The sequence below is a fragment of the Pseudoalteromonas sp. MMG024 genome, from assembly GCF_021654175.1.
GTDB lineage: Bacteria > Pseudomonadota > Gammaproteobacteria > Enterobacterales > Alteromonadaceae > Pseudoalteromonas.
Genome location: NZ_JAKFZO010000025.1, coordinates 1 through 19,621 on the forward strand (window position 1 = coordinate 1; position 19,621 = coordinate 19,621).

General features: G+C 41.5%; 13 protein-coding genes and 1 riboswitch. Of the genes, 8 read left to right on the forward strand and 5 right to left on the reverse strand.

Annotated elements, in window-relative coordinates:
* The first annotated feature begins 1,085 nt into the window (after positions 1 to 1,085).
* The 4 genes from L1068_RS18620 (at position 1,086) to L1068_RS18635 (ending at position 5,826) form a co-directional block, all read left to right on the forward strand.
* Positions 1,086 to 2,039 carry a ribonuclease Z gene (locus L1068_RS18620; protein ID WP_237131416.1) on the forward strand — a complete coding sequence of 318 codons (954 nt, stop codon included), beginning with the start codon at positions 1,086 to 1,088 and terminating at the stop codon, positions 2,037 to 2,039.
* Between the two features lie 66 nt (positions 2,040 to 2,105).
* A complete protein-coding gene (rnr, locus tag L1068_RS18625; RefSeq protein ID WP_237131417.1) occupies positions 2,106 to 4,535 on the forward strand; it encodes a ribonuclease R in 2,430 nt (809 codons plus the stop codon).
* Between the two features lie 4 nt (positions 4,536 to 4,539).
* On the forward strand, positions 4,540 to 5,277 hold the full coding sequence (gene rlmB, locus L1068_RS18630) for a 23S rRNA (guanosine(2251)-2'-O)-methyltransferase RlmB (RefSeq protein WP_010562064.1): 738 nt from the start codon (positions 4,540 to 4,542) through the stop codon (positions 5,275 to 5,277).
* A 120-nt stretch (positions 5,278 to 5,397) separates the two neighbouring features.
* On the forward strand, positions 5,398 to 5,826 hold the full coding sequence (locus L1068_RS18635; RefSeq protein ID WP_237131418.1) for a BLUF domain-containing protein: 429 nt from the start codon (positions 5,398 to 5,400) through the stop codon (positions 5,824 to 5,826).
* 104 nt (positions 5,827 to 5,930) lie between these two features.
* Here the strand turns inward: L1068_RS18635 and L1068_RS18640 are convergent, their stop codons facing one another.
* Positions 5,931 to 8,708 carry a pitrilysin family protein gene (locus L1068_RS18640; RefSeq protein ID WP_237131419.1) on the reverse strand — a complete coding sequence of 926 codons (2,778 nt, stop codon included), beginning with the start codon at positions 8,706 to 8,708 and terminating at the stop codon, positions 5,931 to 5,933.
* 366 nt (positions 8,709 to 9,074) lie between these two features.
* Here L1068_RS18640 and thiI point away from each other — a divergent pair, with 366 nt between their 5' ends.
* The gene (gene thiI, locus L1068_RS18645) at positions 9,075 to 10,535 is read left to right on the forward strand and encodes a tRNA uracil 4-sulfurtransferase ThiI (RefSeq protein ID WP_237131420.1); all 1,461 of its coding nucleotides are present in this window, start codon (positions 9,075 to 9,077) and stop codon (positions 10,533 to 10,535) included.
* Here the strand turns inward: thiI and L1068_RS18650 are convergent.
* Both L1068_RS18650 and L1068_RS18655 read right to left on the reverse strand, forming a co-directional pair.
* Positions 10,513 to 11,424 carry a 2-dehydropantoate 2-reductase gene (locus tag L1068_RS18650; RefSeq protein WP_237131421.1) on the reverse strand — a complete coding sequence of 304 codons (912 nt, stop codon included), beginning with the start codon at positions 11,422 to 11,424 and terminating at the stop codon, positions 10,513 to 10,515. The genes thiI and L1068_RS18650 overlap by 23 nt on opposite strands.
* Positions 11,393 to 11,755 carry a VanZ family protein gene (locus L1068_RS18655; RefSeq protein ID WP_100914138.1) on the reverse strand — a complete coding sequence of 121 codons (363 nt, stop codon included), beginning with the start codon at positions 11,753 to 11,755 and terminating at the stop codon, positions 11,393 to 11,395. The genes L1068_RS18650 and L1068_RS18655 overlap by 32 nt, the downstream gene beginning before the upstream one ends.
* Positions 11,756 to 11,878: 123 nt before the next feature.
* Here L1068_RS18655 and L1068_RS18660 point away from each other — a divergent pair, with 123 nt between their 5' ends.
* The gene (locus L1068_RS18660) at positions 11,879 to 12,361 is read left to right on the forward strand and encodes a YajQ family cyclic di-GMP-binding protein (protein ID WP_054981465.1); all 483 of its coding nucleotides are present in this window, start codon (positions 11,879 to 11,881) and stop codon (positions 12,359 to 12,361) included.
* A 353-nt stretch (positions 12,362 to 12,714) separates the two neighbouring features.
* Here the strand turns inward: L1068_RS18660 and L1068_RS18665 are convergent, their stop codons facing one another.
* The gene (locus L1068_RS18665) at positions 12,715 to 15,969 is read right to left on the reverse strand and encodes a M6 family metalloprotease domain-containing protein (protein ID WP_237131422.1); all 3,255 of its coding nucleotides are present in this window, start codon (positions 15,967 to 15,969) and stop codon (positions 12,715 to 12,717) included.
* 162 nt (positions 15,970 to 16,131) lie between these two features.
* A riboswitch (cobalamin riboswitch) is annotated at positions 16,132 to 16,330 on the forward strand.
* A gap of 33 nt (positions 16,331 to 16,363) precedes the next feature.
* On the opposite strand from L1068_RS18665, the gene L1068_RS18670 reads away from it, so the two are divergent.
* Complete coding sequence (locus tag L1068_RS18670; protein ID WP_237131423.1) at positions 16,364 to 18,271, forward strand: TonB-dependent receptor; 1,908 nt, start codon at positions 16,364 to 16,366, stop codon at positions 18,269 to 18,271.
* A gap of 57 nt (positions 18,272 to 18,328) precedes the next feature.
* On the opposite strand, the gene msrA is transcribed toward L1068_RS18670, so the two are convergent.
* Positions 18,329 to 18,853, reverse strand: coding sequence for a peptide-methionine (S)-S-oxide reductase MsrA (gene msrA, locus L1068_RS18675; protein ID WP_237131424.1), 525 nt, complete (start codon positions 18,851 to 18,853; stop codon positions 18,329 to 18,331).
* 65 nt (positions 18,854 to 18,918) lie between these two features.
* On the opposite strand from msrA, the gene L1068_RS18680 reads away from it, so the two are divergent.
* Positions 18,919 to 19,620, forward strand: a complete 702-nt coding sequence (locus L1068_RS18680; protein WP_237131425.1) for an SDR family oxidoreductase — start codon at positions 18,919 to 18,921, stop codon at positions 19,618 to 19,620.
* Position 19,621: the final 1 nt, after the last annotated feature.

The following is a 19,621-nucleotide window of genomic DNA, read 5'->3' on the forward strand; positions in this document are numbered from 1 at the left end:
TCATTCTAAAGCATTTTATAACACTAATAATTAGTTGTTACTAGTCAGATGGTTATTTGGAAATTAACATTTTATAGGTTGCAGAAAACAGGCAAGTTGCCTGTTTATAAAATTAAGGGGGAAATAATCATTAAGAAATGGAATGTATTATTTTTATTTATAACAGTGGAAAACTTTATATGCCAGTTGATTAATTTATACAATGACCGTTTTTCGCTCAATAGTGACATTAAAGTCTGTTGCTAAAATTCATTTCCGCTTATATCAAACCCGAAAATCAAGTTTGAATTGATAATACGAGACAGGGAGCGCAGCGGTCGAGCAAGCTATGCTGAGGCATGGATGCCGATTCATGGCGTTTATCATAAAATTCAAAGTTGCTTTGAGGATTAAGTTTGATAGTGCGGTCGCCTTTCTTTTGGTTACTTTATCTTTGGCGAAGCAAAGAAAAGTAACATGGAGCCCATGGATGGGCTTTATTATAGAAAGGGAGGTTTATGTTTAATAGTTTTATCAAAGTCACAAATTCGCTCAATTACGACCTTGAAGGCCGCCGCTGAGAAAAACTTCCCCCTTCAATCAAACCTGAAAGCAAAATTTAAATGAATAATGCGAGACAGGGAGCGAAGCGGTCGAGCAAGCCATGCTGAGGCATGGATGCCGATTCATGGCGTTTATCATATAATTCAAATTTGTTTTGAGGATTAAGTTTGATAGTGCGGTCGCCTTTCTATTACGAAATACATCCCTGTATTTCGCCCTTCGGGCCAGCTTAGCTGTTCAAATTTATTCCCTATAAATTTGTGGTTACTTTATCTTTGGCGAGACACTAATTTGTCTGGAACAAATTAGAACGCCTTAGGCGGTCTTTAGATGAAAAAAAGGACCTTGTAATAAAGAAAAGTAACCATGTAGCCCATGGATGGGCTTTATGAAATACAAGGAGGTGAAGTTATTTAAAAACGCTGATGATATGCAATAAATCCGAGGGGCATCATTAACTTTCAAATGCCGATTACCAATTCCATCCCCATTCAATCTCCTCTACAATTTACCCAATAACTCCAACACCATAGGCTCATAATTTGAAAATTCACTTTTTAGGCACTTCTTCAGCGTGCCCGTCACTTAATCGTAATGTGAGTGCTACTGCTGTGAGTTTTGACTCGACTAAGTCGTGGTTGCTGGTGGATTGTGGTGAGGGCACGCAGCATCAAATATTAAAAAGTGAACTGGCGAGCTATCACCTATCAGTGATTTTTATTACCCATTTACATGGTGATCATTGCTATGGCTTGCCGGGGTTAATTGCTTCTATTTCTCTGGCTGGGCGAAAAGAGCCAGTGTATTTAGTGGCGCCGAAAGCGGTGATTGATTTTGTATTAAGCGCTCTTAAATTCACCCAAATGGAAGCGGGTTTTGAGTTAATTTGCCGTGAGATTGAAACATTAGAACAGGCACTTGATTTTAGCTTTTGTCAGGTGTCTATTCACCCATTAAAACACCGCGTCCCAAGTTTTGCCTTTAAAATAACGGAGCGAAATATTCCGCGTAAACTGCGTCTTGATAAGTTGGCTAATGATGGCATTGCAACAGGTAGCCATTATAACTTGCTGCAAAAAGGGCAGAATGTTGAATACCAAGGTAAGTTGTTACGCGCTGAAGAATATAGTTTTCCTAGCTGGCAGCCGCGTAAGGTGATTATTTGTGGCGACAATGAAAAGCCTAAATTATTGGCCGATGTGGTTGAAGATATCGATTTACTCGTGCACGAAGCCACGTTTACTCATAGTGATTTACATAAAGTTGGGATGCATACTGGGCATAGTGATGCCAAATGCATTGCTGAATTTGCCGAGTTGTATCAGGTTCCGCGTCTTGCGTTGTTTCACTTTTCAAGCCGCTACCATGGCGAAGGCATGCTGGAACCGCTAGAAAACGAGGCTAAAAGCCACTACACCGGCGATTTAGTGTTGGCTTTTGATGGTTTAGTCGTTGAAATCGACAAACAAAAGCGCGTGCAAAGCGACTTGTCATAGAAATGACCTGTCACCCAGTGGCTAAATGGTTTAAAATAAAAGCACTTTCATAGATAGTGCGAATTCATGCCGAAAAAAGATCCTTATTTAGACCGCGAACAACAAAAATACGACAATCCAGTGCCGAGCCGAGAGTTTATTCTTGAGCATATCAGCAACCGAACTAAACCTGCCAATTTTGCCGATTTATGTGGCGAACTAAATGTGTTTGAAGAAGAGCGTCAAATCGCTTTGAAACGCCGTTTACGCGCAATGGAGCGCGATGGTCAGCTGCTATTTAATAAATCAAAATGTTACTGCATCCCTGATAAAGTCGGTTTGGTAAAAGGTAAAGTGATTGGACATCGCGAAGGGTTTGGCTTTTTAGAGCTGGATGAAGGCGGTAAAGATTGGTTTATTCCAAAACACCAAATGGAGCAAGTGCTGCACGGCGACCGTGTATTAGCAAAGCCAGCTAGTTTTGGTAAAAACGGTAAATGCGATGCACGAATTGTACGTGTGCTTGAAGGTGAAAGAGCACCGATTATTGGTCGTTTTTTCCGTGAGCATGGTATGGCAGTTGTGGTGGCGGAAGATCCGCGCATTAGCCAAGATATTATGATTTTACCGGGCTTTGAAGGTGATGCTAAGCACAATCAAATGGTGCAAATTGAAATCACTCAGCGCCCAAGCAAGCGCATGAACGCACTTGGTAAAGTAATTGATGTACTTGGTGAGCATATGGCGCCGGGTATGGAAATTGAAGTTGCGCTGCGTAATCACGATATTCCAAATCAATGGCCAAAAGATCTTGAGCAGCAAATCGCAGGTCTAACTGATGAAGTACTGGAAAAAGACAAAGAAGACCGCATTGATTTACGTCATTTACCTCTGGTAACGATAGACGGCGAAGACGCACGCGACTTTGATGATGCGGTATTTTGTGAAGCGAAAAAGTCAGGTGGCTGGCGTTTATGGGTCGCGATTGCTGATGTATCGCATTATGTTAGCAAAAACAGCCCATTAGACCGTGAAGCAATTCAACGGGGTAACTCGGTGTACTTCCCGTCAGAAGTCATTCCAATGCTGCCAAAAGTGCTTTCTAACGGGTTATGTAGTTTAAATCCAAAAGTAGACCGCCTGTGTATGGTGGCTGAAATGACGGTATCACAAACAGGTAAACTGTCGGGTTATCGTTTTTACCAAGCAGTGATGAATTCGCATGCGCGCTTAACTTACACCAAAGTAGGTGAGTTACTAGGCGGCGATGAAAATGCATTAGGTGAAGAAAATGCAGCGCTTGTGCCGCATATTCGTGAATTACACTTAATGTACAAAACGCTGAAAGCAGCACGTTTAGAGCGCGGTGCTATTGAGTTTGAAACCAAAGAGCCGAAATTTATATTTAACGCGCAGCGTAAAATCGAATCAATAGTGGCACTGAGCCGCAACGATGCACATAAACTAATTGAAGAGTGCATGATTTTAGCTAATGTTGCTGCCGCAAAATTATTAGAAAAACACGAAGCGCCTGCGCTTTACCGTGTACATGACGAGCCTGATCCAGAAAAGCTAATGAACTTTAGCCAGTTTTTAGGTGAACTGGGTATTGAAGTTACGATGCCGCAAGAGCCTACGCCAAAAGAAGTTGGCGAGTTATTTGACCGTTTAGAAAAGCGCCCTGAAATTGAGCTTATTCAAACCATGTTGTTGCGCTCAATGAAGCAAGCGGTGTATCAGGCAGATAATATTGGTCACTTTGGTTTGGCATTAAAAGCCTATGCGCACTTTACCTCGCCAATTCGCCGTTACCCTGATTTAGTTGTGCACCGCGCAATTAAAGCTGTTATCAAAGAGCAAGGGCAAAAAACATCGGGTGAATATGCCTATATTCAAGATGAGGTCGATCAGCTAGGCGAGCAATGTTCAATGACTGAACGCCGCGCCGATGATGCCACCCGCGAAGTGGCCGATTGGCTGAAGTGCGAATTTATGCAAGACCGTGTAGGTGAAGTATTTAGCGGTGTGATTTCATCGGTAACTAATTTTGGCTTATTTATTCGGTTAGATGATCTGTATATTGACGGCATGGTGCATGTTACGTCACTTGGTAATGACTACTATCATTTCGACGGTAAAAAGCATTGTTTAATAGGTGAAAATAGCCGCAAAGTATTCCGTATGGGTGATGCTATTGATGTGCAAGTAGCCTCTGTTAGCCTAGATGATCGCCGCATTAATTTAACGCTAGGTGAAGAAGTAGGGCAAGACCGCTATTCACGTCGTCGTGCGCAAAAAGCCGTAAATGAAGCGAGCAGTGTGCGCGACCAACTGCGTGCAGGTGCGATTCCCGAAAAAGGCAAAGGCAAGGGTAAGCCAAAACCAGCGGGTAAATCATCTGGCAAGCCGACCAAGAAAAGCAAAGCAGGTAAAAAGTCTGCTAGCAAAACCAAATCAAAAGCTTCGGCTGCTAAAAAGCGTCCGGGTAAAAATGCAAGAAAACGTGCTAAGAGCTAATTAAATGAGTAACGAATTAATTTTTGGCTTTCATTCAGTGGAAGCAATTTTAAATAAAGAACCTGAACGCTTTATCGAAATTTATGCGCTAAAAGGCCGCGAAGATAAACGCCTTAATCCAATTATTAACCTAGCGCGTCAATTCGGTGTATCAATTCAATTTATGCAGCGTAAAGCACTCGATGATAAAGCCAAAGGTGAACAGCATCAGGGGATTATTGCCCGCGTAAAAGAGGGGAAAAAGTACAACGAGAAAGATCTCGACCAGATCATTGCCAATAGCGATACGCCATTTTTATTAGTACTTGATGGCGTAACCGACCCACATAATTTAGGTGCGTGTTTACGTAATGCTGATGCAGCAGGTGTAGATGCGATTATTGTACCGAAAGATAAGTCAGCCAAACTGAATGGTACCGCGCGTAAAGTTGCCTGTGGTGCGGCAGAAACGGTTCCTTTAGTGCAGGTAACAAACCTTGCGCGCACCCTGCGTGATATTAAAGAAATGGGTGTTTGGGTTGTTGGTACTGCAGGTGAAACAGATGTTGAAGTATTTGATGCTAAATTAACCGGCCCAATGGCAATTGTGATGGGCGCAGAAGGCTCAGGTATGCGTCGCTTAACTCGAGAGCACTGCGATGAGCTGGTTAAAATTCCAATGGTAGGTACAGTTTCAAGCTTAAATGTATCAGTGGCAACGGGTATTTGTTTGTTTGAAGTATTGCGCCAACGACGCGCGTAAATACAGTTTACTCGCTTGGTAAGAAGGTCGCATAGCGGCCTTTTTTGTTTATAAACAGTGACCTTTTTAAGATTACAGTCTATATATTTTAAAGTTGAACTTTAAGCCATGGAACTGTTTATGTCACTGCACCAATTAATTTATCAAAGTAGAGAAACTCGCACACTTTCAAATCAAGATTTTTCAGATATTTTAGAGGTAGCCCGCAAGTTTAATGAAAGCCAAGGCATTACGGGGTGTCTTTTTTATAACGGCGGTTGGTTGCTACAGGTGCTCGAAGGTGAACAAAGCACCATTGATTCACTATATCAAAAGATTGCGCGCGACGAGCGTCATAAAGACTGTAATTTGATGTACTTTGAACCCGTTGAAAAACGCGTTTTTTCCAAGTGGACAATGGGCATGATCAATTTAGAAACAGAAAAAAATAGCAAATACAGCGAGCTAAAATCTACGATGGAAGAGTTTAAAACTGGTAAGGTTGCGGTGCCATTGGCGATTAAGTTGTTTCGGATTTTTACCCACGACTTCACACCAAAATCAATTTAGTTAATAAGCTAGAGTGCAAAGCTCAAGACGTTCTAGTTTGCCGACTTTAAAATATAAAAAAGCCGCGTAGTTGCGGCTTTATAAATTAATACTTACCTATTTCGTTAATCTTTTAGGTAAACAATTTCACCTAAGTTAAGTGATTCAAGTTCCGCTTTTATTTTTGCCACATCACCCACAATAACCCAAGTCATTTGGTCTTTTTTGATAAGGCTTTTAGCTTGTTTTTTCACGTCATTAAGTGTGGTGTTTTTTACTTTTGAACCATATTGCTCAAGGTCAGATACATCTTTGCCTCGTTTATATGCGCTTGATAGCGAGCTAAGTAACGACCACTTTTTCTCGTAACGGCCTGGTAGTTTAGCAACCTTGTTACTGACAACTTTATTTAGCTCTTCGTCAGTCGCTGGCTTTTTACCAGTGTAGTTTTCTAGCTCTTTTAATATCTCTTGAATCGACTCTTTGGTTTTGTCGGTTTGCACTGGCGCGTAAACAAAGAAAGGAGATTGGCCTTTATTGTTAAGTAATGCAGAGCGAGCACCGTATGACCAACCTTTATCTTCACGCAGATTCATATTAATACGTGACGTAAATGAGCCGCCAATAATGGTGTTCATAATATCCAGTTTAATATCTTGATCAGTAGCTAAGCTATTGCGATCTGGTCCAAGTAAACCGGCAACAATCAGTGATTGAGGTGTATCTGGCTTGTCGAGAACATATACTTTAGCTGTTTGCGCCGGTGTTACCTGCGTTAAACTTACCGTAGGTTTTGCAGTATTTGGCGCCTGCCAGTCTGCTAACGTAGTATTTAGTGTTGCGGTTAGCTCATCCATTGAAATATCGCCCACCACAACTAAGCGTGCGTTATCAGGGCGTAACCAAGTGTTTTTGTAATTAACTAGGTCCTCACGAGTGAAGCTGTTAACGGTTGCTGCGTAACCCGAGCCAGTTAAAGGTTGCGAATATGCGTGATTTTTTCCGTATAAACGCGGTGGCAGCTCACGCAATGCATTGCTCATTGGTGTTGATTTTTCTTTTTTGATGCCATCAATTGTAAGTTTACGAATACGCTCAATATCTTGCTCGTTAAATGCAGGATTAAGTATCGCTTGTGAAAATAACTCAGCACTGCGCTGCCAATTCACTTTTAATGCACTTAAACTTACATCAGCGTTATCTAAACTTGCACCTGAATAAAGTGACGCGCCAATTTTCTCTAGTTCTGCAGCAAGCTCTAAGCTTGATAACTCATTGGTGCCTTCGCGCAGCATTTTCATTGTAAAGAGCGCAAGGCCAGCTTTATCGTCGGTAGTCGATGAGAAGCCACCGTCAAAGTTAAGTTCCATATTAATACTTGGCGTATCAGAACGCTGTGCTAACACAACTTCTAAGCCGTTGTTTAGGCGTGCAGTTTGTACTTCAGGTAGTTTAAGTTCTGGTAATGAATCAACGCTTGGTACTTTACTTCTATCTGCGCCTGTTTGGTTGTGTGAAAGCTTTTCAAATGGTTCGATTGTCAGTACAAAATCACCATCAGTTAACCACTTTTTACCTGCTTGTTGAATATCAGCAGGAGTTGCGGCGTTTTGAATCGCCTGCTGCTTTTTATAGAAAACAGGGTCGCCATGGTACACCATGCCTGACGCTAGAATGTCTGACTTACCACCAAAACCACCAACGCCTTCAACATTTTTTACCCAGCTTGCCGCATTTGAGAATTTAATACGGTTTAGTTCTTCACTTGTTGGGCCTTCACTCAGTAGTTTCGCAAGTTCTTCATCAATAATCGTTTCTACTTCGTTTAAATTAGCACCCGGTAGCGTATCAACACCAATCATAATTTGACCCGCCATAGTGCGAGAGTAGTTAAAGGCAAATGCCATTGATGCTTTTTGCTCTTGATAGACTAGGCGCTTATACAGGCGACTGTTTTTTCCACCGGCAAGTACATCTGCAAGCAGTGATAAATACTCGCTATCAGCGGTACCTTTTTCAGCGGTATTCCATACTTTAACAATACGAGGACTCGGCACGCGGTCTTGCATTGTCATGCGTTTAGTACCAGTGCGCTTAGCAACCCATGCATCAATTTGCGCAACAGGCTTACCTGGCTTGATGTCGCCAAAGTACTTGTTCGCTTTTTCTTTAGCAGTTGCAACGTCAATGTCGCCAGCAAGCACTAATACGGCATTGTTAGGGCCATAATAATCTTTAAACCACTGGTGCACATCATCAAGTGACGCCGCATTTAAATCTTCCATTGAACCGATAACAGACCAAGAGTAAGGGTGACCTTTCGGGAATGTATTCTCCGCTACTGCTCCCCACATTTTGCCATAAGGGCGCGCTTCACCTTGGCGTTTTTCATTTTGTACAACACCGCGTTGTTCATCGAGTTTTTCTTGGGTAATGGCGCCAAGCAAGTGACCCATACGATCAGATTCCATCCAAAGCGCCATATCTAATGCTGTCGTTGGTACGTTTTGGAAGTAGTTTGTACGGTCGTTGTTTGTAGTACCGTTTTGTTCAGTCGCACCTGCTTTTTCGAATGGACCAAAATACTCATCGTTATAGTTTTCTGTACCGTTAAACATTAAGTGCTCGAATAAATGGGCAAAACCTGTTTTGCCTAACTTTTCATGCTTTGAGCCAACGTTATACCAAACGTTTACAGCGACAATCGGTGCTTTTCGGTCTGTGTGAACAATGACTTTTAAGCCATTATCCAGCGTAAAAGAGTCGTAACTTACGTCAACACTCGGTAAGTTAATTGCAGCGCTAGTTGATTGCGCTTGAGTCGATGGTGAGGTTGTACTGTTACAGCCCGATAGCGCTAAAGATACAGCGACGGTAAGCGCCGTTAAAGTGAGTTTTTGCATTAATACTATCCTTAGAAAATTAGAAAGTGTTGCACTGAAATGCGTGGCGTTATTTTACTTTTGATGCTGCGGACTCTAATAGCAAACGCCAAGCGCTGTTAGTTGTTAAGAAAACTAACTGTTGCGCCCTGATTTATTCCATTAAAGACAACGGCATTACGCTACAGTAACAACTTAGGTCAATATGCCGTTAGCTATAAAACACTAAGCGAAATTGAATTGCAAGGTGATGATTTAACAGATGTAAAAAGCTTGGAAACGAAATAGAACACATAGCAGATATAACTAGCGTGCTTAAACTAAACTTTCAACAAGGGACTGAGTCTTGGTATAATAGTAAATTCACTGTCGCTTTGAGAATGATGTATGTTCAAGTTTATTGTTAAATTACACCCAGAAATATCGATTAAAAGTAAATCGGTTCGCAAACGTTTTACCAAGCTTTTAGCATCGAATGTTAAAAACATGGTTATTCGCGTTCATGAAGATGCGAAAGTAATTCAAAACTGGGACAACATCGTAGTGATGTGTAAAAGCCAAGATGAGGAAGTTCGCCTTGGTTTAATCGATACCCTAAAGCGCGTGCCGGGTATTGTGCAATTTATTGAAGTACAAGAAACCACATTTGAATCGTTAGATGATATTTACCAAGTTGCACTTGAGCTTAATAAAGAGCGTTTAAAAGGCAAAACCTTCTGCGTACGTTGTAAACGCCAAGGTAAGCATGACTTTACCTCAAGCGACGTAGAGCGTTACGTTGGTGGTGGTTTAAATCAGAATGTTGAAGGTGCACAGGTAAAACTGCAAAAACCTGAAATCACAGTAAAAGTAGAAGTTAAAAACGAATTTGCTTACATCATTAAAGAAACGCACTTTGGTTTAGGTGGCTTCCCGCTTCCGACTCAAGAAGATGTATTAAGCTTAATGTCGGGCGGTTTTGATTCGGGCGTAGCAAGCTACTTAATGATGCGTAAAGGCGCGCGTACTCACTTCTTATTCTTTAATCTTGGTGGTGCAACACACGAGATTGGCGTTAAGCAAGCAAGTTACTATTTGTGGAAGCAATTTAGCTCAACGCACCGTGTAAAGTTTATTAAAGTAGACTTTGAACCGGTTGTTGCTGAAATTCTAGAAAACATAGAAAACAGCCAAATGGGTGTGGTACTTAAACGTATGATGATGCGTGCTGGTAGTGCAATTGCACAAAAGCTGGGCATTGATGCGTTAGTAACCGGTGAAAGCTTAGGTCAGGTATCGAGCCAAACTTTAGCAAACTTAAATGTGATTGATCGCGTAACAGAAACGCTAATTTTACGCCCGCTTATTCAACACGATAAGCAAGAGATTATCGATATTGCTCGTAGCATCGGTACCTCTGAAATGGCTGAAGCTATGCCTGAGTTCTGTGGCGTTATTTCTAAAAAGCCAACGGTAAAAGCAAAGCTTGATAAGATCGTTGCAGAAGAAGAAAGCTTCGATTTTGATGTGCTTGATACGGTTGTAAATAATGCGCGTATTATGTGCATTAAAGAGATTGAAGCACAAACCAAAGAAGAAGTTAAAGAAGCGGAATCGGCAGCTGAATTACCAAAAGGCGCGATCGTGATTGATATTCGTTCGCCGGAAGAAGAAGACAACGATCCGCTAGAGCTTGACGGCATTGAAGTTAAACACTTGCCGTTTTATAAGTTAGCAACACAATTTGGTGATTTACCAAAAGGTGAAGAGTATTACCTCTATTGTAAAAAGGGTGTAATGAGCCAATTACAAGCGCTGATCTTACATGAAGAAGGCTACACTAACGTTAAGGTGTACCGTCCTGAATAAGCGCTAAAAAGCGAGAGTTAAACGGGGTTGAATAGCTATATTCAACCCCTTTTTTATGGATGTAACCACAGATACTGTCGATTTCAGTTTGCTGCTGTTTAAACACGTCGCGATTCATTGAAGAGTAGTTTTGCGAAGTTGCGCGCATTACCCGGTAGGCACTTTCAAGCGCGCTACTGAGCGATATTTCCACCCCTTCTTTATTTGCAATAAACACCGCTTCATTGACCAAACCGATAATATCGCTGGCATATTGTGGTGCGATAAGCGCGCCATTTTTAACTTGATGCACCGCACTTAATGGGTTTATCGCAATATTAATAATCAATTTTTGCCACAGTAATGCGTTAATGTTTTGCTCTATGGTGATATTTGGTATTGCTGTTAAAAGATGCTCGATTGTTGGTGTTTTTTCGGTGTTAGCGTTTAATGCGCCAATAAAGCTAGCGCCAAAGCCGGTGTGTGCTATCGCAAAATCGGCGTGCTTAAGTGCAGCCATGCTGGTGGTTAAGAAAAACAGATTTTGTGTTGCGAGCGGTTGGTTAATTGCCGTCAAGTTGGGCATGCCATTATGGCTCAATATCACGGTGGCGCGGCTGCTTATTTTATGTTGCAGTTGAGCTAAAACGTTTGCCACTTGGTAAGACTTGGTTGGAATAAAGAGGTTATCGATAGCGTCTATTTCATCAATCGTTACGGTTTCGAGCGAGAATGTTTCAACAGATTGATCAAGCGCTGTAACCGTTATGTGCGCTGAGTTTTTGGTTTTGCTGCGTACAATCAGTTTGATATCAAATGCTGTGCGCAACAATCGGGCGAACAATAAACCAATGGCGCCGTGGCCAACAATATACAGCTTAGGCTTGTTCACTTTGTTTCGCTTTTGCATAGCGTTTATGCCATACAGCACTGATAATTAAGTAACTAAGAATACCTGCAACATCAGCAACAAAATCAGCAAATGAAGCTTGGCGATGAGGAAGCATGCCTTGCACATATTCCACACCAGCACCATACGCTGCCAGAATTACGATATATAACCAGAACGGGGCTTTTACCGCGCGTTTTAAAAAGCCTGTTAATACAAAAAACACAGCGAAGTGAGCAACCTTATCGATGTGCGAAATACTAACTAGCGATGACTTTACTTCTTTAAAAAAGAGCAGGCTGCAGGCAATAATAAATACAATAAACAATGCCTGATAAATACGTCGGCTCACACAAAACTTCCTCAAAATCACGAATTTCGAGTATAACAAATAGCATTGCGTGAAAATATGAAAAATTTGTAAGTTTAATTATGCGCTTTATAATCGCACCATTAGCACATTACGGAGATAACTATGCCTTCATTTGATATCGTTTCTGAAGTGGAAATGACTGAAGCAAAAAACGCGGTTGATAATTCAAATCGTGAATTAGATACGCGTTACGATTTTAGAGGTGTTGAAGCCTCATTTGAATTTGGTAAAGAAATTATCACGATGAAAGCTGATTCAGATTTTCAGCTTAACCAGATGTTTGATATTTTAGCGGCAAAAGCAGTAAAGCGCGGCTTAGATGTAAAAAGCTTTGAAGTAAAAGATGTGGTTCACACCGGTAAAACGTATTCTCAGCAAGTGTTTATCAAGCAGGGCATAGAAAAAGACATTGCCAAAAAAATTGTGAAGCTGATTAAAGACTCAAAAGTAAAAGTACAGTCTGCGATTCAAGGTGAAGAAGTGCGTGTAACAGGTAAAAAACGCGATGACTTACAAGCAATAATGCAACTCGTTCGCGAAGCTGAATTAGGGCAACCGTTCCAGTTTAAAAACTTCCGCGATTAGTAGAGCGTGCCGAACTTTACTGCATGATTTTGCAGCAATATTTGCACAATTTGTACAAGGCGTCACGATTGACGTGTAGTTATTCTACATGAAAGAGTGATAACGCCTTAGAAATACTGCAAATGTGCTGCCCGTAGGGTTCAACCCAAAACATCCAGCTCTTTGTTGCTGGCTTTTGACGTAGACCACTATGCCTGCAAGCCAACGCCTCGAGCAGAATGCTTTGGATGTGAACAAATTCCATACCGAAAAGGTCAGCATGCTCTAGGTGAATTTTTAAAATCACCAATTATTTTGGCGGTTTAAATCAAAAAAAAGAGCCACATTTGTGGCTCTTTTTTTATGGGGTAATCTTAACTTCGTCTGCGTAAGCTAATTAGAGTGAGAAGCCCTAACATTGCAAATAAACTACCGCTTGAAGAACTTGATGTTGCTTCAGTAGTTGGAGGAGCAATGTTTTTAACTGTTACTTGAACACTTGCGGTGCTCGTTAGCAATTGGTCGCTCACCGTAACTTCAAATGTAAGTACTTGATCGCTATCAACGCTAGGTGCTGTGAAAACTAAGTTTGCTTCATCGGTACTGGTTAAATTCACTGCCGGACCACTGGTTTGTTTCCAGTTGTAATAGAGTTCATCACCATCTGGGTCGCTCGACTCTGCGGTTAACGTGACCGTTGCACCTTCATTTACTGATATATCATTACCGATTGTAACTACCGGCGCTTGATTTGAGCGCTTGATGTCAATTGAAATATGAACACCCGAAGAGCCTTTACCGTCAGATACTGATACAAACAAATTAATAGCGGTATCACTTGCTACATCTGGTGCTGTAAAACTGAGTGTGTTGCTGGTGTTACCTGCTAAATCAATTGCAGGGCCTGAGACTTGTTGCCACTCATAGGTTAGCGCATCGCCGTCTTCATCTGTCGCTGAGACGAAAATCGTCACTAGCTCATTAGCTAATACTGATTGAGGTGCATCAATTTCGACAACTGGAAGCTTATTTACATTGATAACGTTTACAGTGATGTATGCGGTTGTACTACCTTTGCCATCATCTGCTGTGAGCGAGAATGTTAAGCTTTCGTCTGCTTGCACTTGCGGTGCGGTAAAGTTTAGATTTGCACTTGTGCTATCTGCAATTGCCACTTCGCTACCTGATATTTGCTGCCAAGCTAGCGTGATCGGGTCGTTATCAGCATCGCTCACAGTTGCGCTTAGCGCCACAGCTTCACCTTCGGTAACGTAATGAGTGGTTTCAAGTTGAATAATCGGTAGCAGGTTATTGTCTACCGTGTCTTCAACTTCAAGGTAATCAAGATAATGTGAAATCAGCGCAGACTTGCTGCCAGCAGATAAGTGGCTTAATGAGCAGGTATTCACAATTAGTTTGCTGTTATTGATCGCACCTTGAATGCCACACGGGCCAAACTCATTTTTCCATTTACCTTCAATGTCATCATAAAACACACCTTTTGCGTTAAGAAAGGTTGTTGCATTTTGTTGTGCAATAAACTCAGAGCTTGGCGGTGAGATGCTATCCTCTGCAATGATAGTTTGGCTGACGGTTTGCCCATTATTAAGCGCGATACTTTCCACTTGCTCAACACGAACATCGGTGTTGGTTACCGTTAAATCGAGTGCATTGCTAAGTTCAGGCGATAGGCTAAGGACATTTTCACCGGCAATAATAAGCTTGCTGTTAAAGCGCGAGTAGTTATCAATAAATGATACTTCTTCACTGCTTGCTTTACGGTCACGGCCGAATGCTTGCAGTGTGCCATCGTCTAGTCTATTCCAAGGCGTGCGAGACTCACCAAAATCGACAGAGACAAATTTAAAATTGGTGCTAGTTAGCGGGAATAAAAAGTCTGAATAGTAAACAGGCAAGGTCAAGCTATCGTAAACTTGTTTTGTTTCCGCATTTAATGAGTGATCTAAATGAAAGTGCACTGCTGAAGGTTCACCGTTGTATGCGAATACTTTCAAGTATTCAGCGCTTTTATAACCTTCGGCGGTAACGGCATTAAACTGCAAGTTTAGTTGGCCATTCTCAGCAATAAGCTCTGCAAAATTCACATCAAATGGTGCGGATAGTGTTTTTTTAAGTTCGCCGTTAATTAACAATTCAACATGATCAACTTGAGATAAGTCGTCACTGCTAATGGTTGCTTGTGCATTATGTGCTATCAGTGATTTATCGCTAATAGAACCGACCGCAATCGTCGCAATGCTAGGGTAAACTTGTGCATTAAACGTAGCAGCATTGCCATCGGTATTGAGGTTTTTAATGTCTACGCCCGTATGTTTTGCGGCATAGCTTTTACTCGCTGGCTGTGTTTGAGGTGAAAAGCTATCGCCCGTAGTAAATACATCGTTTTCATCAGCGTAGGCCGCAGCTAGTTCAATTTCATTTAAATTATCAGCTTGAATAAGGCGGATCAGCTTGTTGTCAGAGTAGCTGTTATCGTTGGCAAAGTAGCCCCAGCTATTGAGCTCTGAATTTATGTGCCAAATATTTAAACCTTCAGCGTTTAAGTTTAAGTCGTTACCGCTTCTATCGCGGTATTGCACAATAAAGTACTCGTCGTATTTATTGGTGGCACTTGTGTCGCTGCGTAAAATAAGCGCATCTTGGTTAGTTGATGAGGCTGAAAGTTGATAGTTGGTATCTGAAGTTGATGCAAACTGTGGCGTCAGCCAGCCAAGCGCAAATTTACTAAATGCACTGTGATCTGAACTGTTATTATCCATCATATCCATACCACCTGTACCACCACGTGGACCAATGCTGTCGTCGTAATCGTAGTAATCAGGCAGGCCAAGTGCATGGCCGGTTTCATGAATAAGTACAAGCGGCGAAAATGCTTGCCCTTCCGAATAGGCCAGCCATTGCCATGAAATTGTGCTGATGGTTTTACCATCGACGGTAAATGAGTTGTCGCCAAAACCTGAGAAAGTACCCCACCAAAGGCTTGCCCATTCGCCAGGAGGGCCAGTCCAAATCACTGCAACGTAATCGATGTCGCCGTCGCCGTCGTTATCGTATTGGCTAAAGTCATGGCCAAGCGCATCATGGTGTTCAATTGCTTCTTTGATGATTTGCTGCTTTACCTGTGCGGCGTTGGTACCATCGTCAAGCGGACGGTTGTACTCGGTTTTATACCAATCAAGCACATTACCTTGAATATCAAGTTTGTTATATGACGAACGCTGGTAAAATGCACGGTGGCTTTCAAACGGGAAACTGCTGGCGTTGCCCTCACCAAAAATTTTACTGTTAATTGCGCTTTGAGAGTTGCTTTCATTGTGTAAGTAATCGGGAAATTCAACTAGCAGCACCAACATTTTAGGCGTGCCTAAACTCGGAAAGTACCCTTCAAATGGGTTTGCTTCATCTGCTTTATTTTGCATTGTTCGCAGTTGCGGCAAATGGTGTAAACGCTGGTGGTTACCATATGATTTTGCTTGCAAAGCGCGCTGGCTAAGCGTTTTTTCCGCTTTATAGCGTTTTAGCTGCTCTTGCGTGGGCGGTTGTAATGCACTTACGTGTAGAGTCAAAAATGCACTACAGGCAAGAAGTACCTTAGTTAACTGTTTCATAGTTGAATCCGTTACAAATCTATTGTCACTGTGTGAGTAATAAAGTTTACTCCTAAATGACCTTTAATAGAAACAATAAGGGAACAGTTTATCAGCTGTTTTTAGCGGTTTAGACTTCTAAAATTGACATTTTCACTTATCCCCTCCACAATACGCGCCTAAATTTATAGCCTATTGGTGCCGTTAAATTTTTGCTCTTTCGCTTCAGTAAAATAGCGGGTCAAACATAACAACGGATAATCGGGAAGTTGGTGCATAAGTCTTTGCCTTATTAAGTCCAACGCTGCCCCCGCAACGGTGATGTATTTTGTATTAAATAAAATGCTCAGCCCGGAGACCGGCCAATTGGTTTCTTAAAACGATTAACATTGTGCGGTGGGCACAAGGGGATAATATGTATCACAAATCTAAGTTAGGTTTGGCGCTTAGCCTTGCCTTGTCTTCTTCATTCGTTGCAGCTAATACAACCGACGCTCAAACACAGCATGATATTGAAACCATTGTTGTTACCGCAAATAAGCTTGAGCAATCAATTGACCAAACTCTGGCGAGCGTGCAAGTTATTGACCGTGCGCAAATTGAGCAATTAAATGTGCGTGATGTGTTAAGTGTGTTAGAAACGCAAGCGGGCATTCAAGTAAACCGTAATGGTGGGCAAGGGCAAAATGCGAGCCTGTTTGTACGTGGCTTAGAATCTCGTTACTCGCTTATTTTAATTGATGGTGTGCGCGTAGGCTCAGCAACCTTAGGTTATAAAAGCTTATCAACTTTGCCATTAAATTCAGTTGAGCGTATTGAAGTAGTAAAAGGCTCTCGCGCAGCACAATATGGTTCTGATGCGTTAGCGGGTGTTATTAATATTATTACGCGTCAATCACAAGGTCACAGCATTGCATTAACAACGGGTTCAAATAGTTACGCGAGCTTAGAAGGTACGTCACGTTTTACTACGGAATACGTGTATATTGCGCTTAATGCAGGTTATGAGCGTACAGAAGGATTTGACGTATTAGAAAACGATGCAACAAACTTTGCAGATCCAGATAAAGACGGTTACGACAACTTAAACCTAGGGCTAAACCTTACTCATAATAATGCGTTGTTAGGTCAATTAGGTTTTATTGCTCAGTATTCAACGGGCGAAGTAGAGTTTGATAATTATTTTGATTATCAAGAGTCTACATTAGATAAAACCGAATATGAAAACTACCATGTAAATGCTAATTGGTTTAAACAGTTAGGTGACTTTAGCCATAAAGTAGATGTTGCGTTTAGCCAAGATCAAGATGATACGTTTGGCACTAAACCAACTAGCCGCTTTGCAACAGAGCGTGTACAGCTAGATTATTTATCGACATATCAGTTATCTGAGCAAATCGACTTTAATGGCGGCTTAAACTGGCATCAAGACAAGATTGATACAACGAGCAGCTATGATGAGAAAAGTCGCAATGCTTATGCTGCATTTGTTGGCGCGTATTACGATGACGGTAACTTTTTAGCTAATGTGGCTGTGCGTCATGATGATTATGATGAAGTTGGAGCTGAGCAAACGTATAACATTGCGGGTGGTATTTACCTGCATCAAGACGCAGTATTGCATGTAAGTCAAAGCTCTGGCTTTAAAGCACCTACGTTCAACGATTTATACTACCCTGGTTCAGGTAACCCAGAGCTTGAAGCTGAAACATCAATTAACCGTGAGCTTGGCTTACGTATTGATTTTGATAGCCTAAGTGTGGATGTTGCGGCATTTCGTAACGAGCTAACCAATAAAATTGCATGGGCACCAGCACCAACAGCTGATAACCCACATCGTTGGTCACCATTTAACATTGCCGAAGCTCGTTATGAAGGCGCAGAGCTAACCACTAATTTTGCATTTTACGGTTTTGATAACACGCTTAATGTAAGTTACATCGATGCGCAGAAAGTGGATAATTCACCAATCGCTCTTGAAAAGTATAGCGACTTACCATTTGTTGCAAAAGAAAATGTACGTTACAGCATCGCTAAGCAGTGGCAAGATTTAGATATTAATTTAAGTGTTGCGTATCAATCTGAGCAAAAATCGACGCTGATTACTAAAATCCCATCACGCATTGTGTGGGACTTAGCTGCAAACTATAAAATTCAACAGCAATTAACCGTGAGTGCTCGTATCGAAAATCTATTTGATAAAGAGTACATTCCAAGTCAAGGTTATGGCGTAGATATCGATGGCGATTGGGTAAATGATGCCTTTTACCACTATCACGAAATTGGTCGTCAGTTATTTGTTGGTATCGCGTACGATTTTTAATCGAGTGATTTAACAGCGAATCATTTTGTAAAAAAAAGCCGCAATTTGCGGCTTTTTTTATTGCGCTAGTAATGTCGCATAATTAGCAGAGAACTTAGCTAATTTAGGGCCAATCATAATACTGCAATACGGTTGATTAGGGTTATCGCGGTAATAGTCTTGGTGGTATGTTTCAGCGCTATAAAAAAGTGTCGCTGGGCTTAGCTCAGTGACAATTTTGTCTGCAAAAAGTACTTGCTGACTTGCCAGCATTTTTAAGCTCGCTAGCTTTTGAACATCATCAAGATAAAAAATAACACTGCGGTATTGTGTACCAATATCATTACCTTGGCGGTTTAATTGTGTTGGGTCGTGTAACTCAAAAAAGATTTGTAATAGTGTTGAGTAGCTAATGACTTGCTCATCAAATTCAATTTTCACCACTTCGGCATGACCGGATAAGCCGGTACAAATATCTTGATAAGTTGGGTTATCTAAATGACCACCACTGTAACCTGATAGCACCGAACGCACGCCTTTTAAGCGGCGAAATACCGCATCAATACACCAAAAGCAGCCACCACCAAAAATTGCTGTTTGCATTATTGTTTAATCTATTTTCTTGTTAGTTGCGTAAAGATTAATACAGTTAGACAAGGGACGGCAAGATGAAACAAAGTTTAATTATTGGGGCGGGCGGCATAGGTTTGGCTGTTGCTGAGTTATTATGCCAACAAGGCGACGAACACAACATTACCATTATCACCAGCAATCCAACTCTTTTAAGTGATAAACGCTTTAATGTGTTGTTAGTCGAAAACCACAGCGAACAGCAGGTCGCAAGCTGCTTAGCGACGTTATCAATTAAGTTCGATTATGTCTTTTGTTGTTTGGGTTTATTGCATCAAGAGGAAATTCAGCCCGAAAAAAATCTATCACAATGGCGTGTTGATTCGGCAATGGCATTAATGCAAGCCAACGCATTTGCGCCGCTAACCTACTTAGTGCATTTGCAAAAGTTACTGACAAAAGAGTGTAAATTGGCGTTTTTATCAGCGCGAGTTGGCAGTATAAGCGATAACCGCTTAGGTGGTTGGTACAGTTATCGTATGGCTAAAGCAGCACTTAATATGGCAATCAAAACCGCGAGTGTGGAACTGGCTCGAAGTAGCAAGAAGGTGTGTGTTATAGCCTTTCATCCGGGCACAACTGATACTAAGTTATCTAAACCATTTCAACGTAATGTGCCAGAAAATAAATTGTTTACTGCACACTTTAGTGCGGAATGTTTAATTCGCTTAATGTTTCAGGTTAATGAAAAAGACAGTGGAAAATTCTTTGCGTGGGATGGGCAAGAAATAGAGTGGTAGC

Coding starts and splice junctions, on each gene's coding strand:
- rnr (WP_237131417.1), top strand. CDS start 2,106: ATGCCGAAAAAAGATCCTTATTTAGACCGCGAACAACAAAAATACGAC.
- rlmB (WP_010562064.1), top strand. CDS start 4,540: ATGAGTAACGAATTAATTTTTGGCTTTCATTCAGTGGAAGCAATTTTA.
- L1068_RS18635 (WP_237131418.1), top strand. CDS start 5,398: ATGTCACTGCACCAATTAATTTATCAAAGTAGAGAAACTCGCACACTT.
- L1068_RS18640 (WP_237131419.1), bottom strand. CDS start 8,708: ATGCAAAAACTCACTTTAACGGCGCTTACCGTCGCTGTATCTTTAGCG.
- thiI (WP_237131420.1), top strand. CDS start 9,075: ATGTTCAAGTTTATTGTTAAATTACACCCAGAAATATCGATTAAAAGT.
- L1068_RS18650 (WP_237131421.1), bottom strand. CDS start 11,424: ATGCAAAAGCGAAACAAAGTGAACAAGCCTAAGCTGTATATTGTTGGC.
- L1068_RS18660 (WP_054981465.1), top strand. CDS start 11,879: ATGCCTTCATTTGATATCGTTTCTGAAGTGGAAATGACTGAAGCAAAA.
- L1068_RS18665 (WP_237131422.1), bottom strand. CDS start 15,969: ATGAAACAGTTAACTAAGGTACTTCTTGCCTGTAGTGCATTTTTGACT.
- L1068_RS18670 (WP_237131423.1), top strand. CDS start 16,364: ATGTATCACAAATCTAAGTTAGGTTTGGCGCTTAGCCTTGCCTTGTCT.
- msrA (WP_237131424.1), bottom strand. CDS start 18,853: ATGCAAACAGCAATTTTTGGTGGTGGCTGCTTTTGGTGTATTGATGCG.
- L1068_RS18680 (WP_237131425.1), top strand. CDS start 18,919: ATGAAACAAAGTTTAATTATTGGGGCGGGCGGCATAGGTTTGGCTGTT.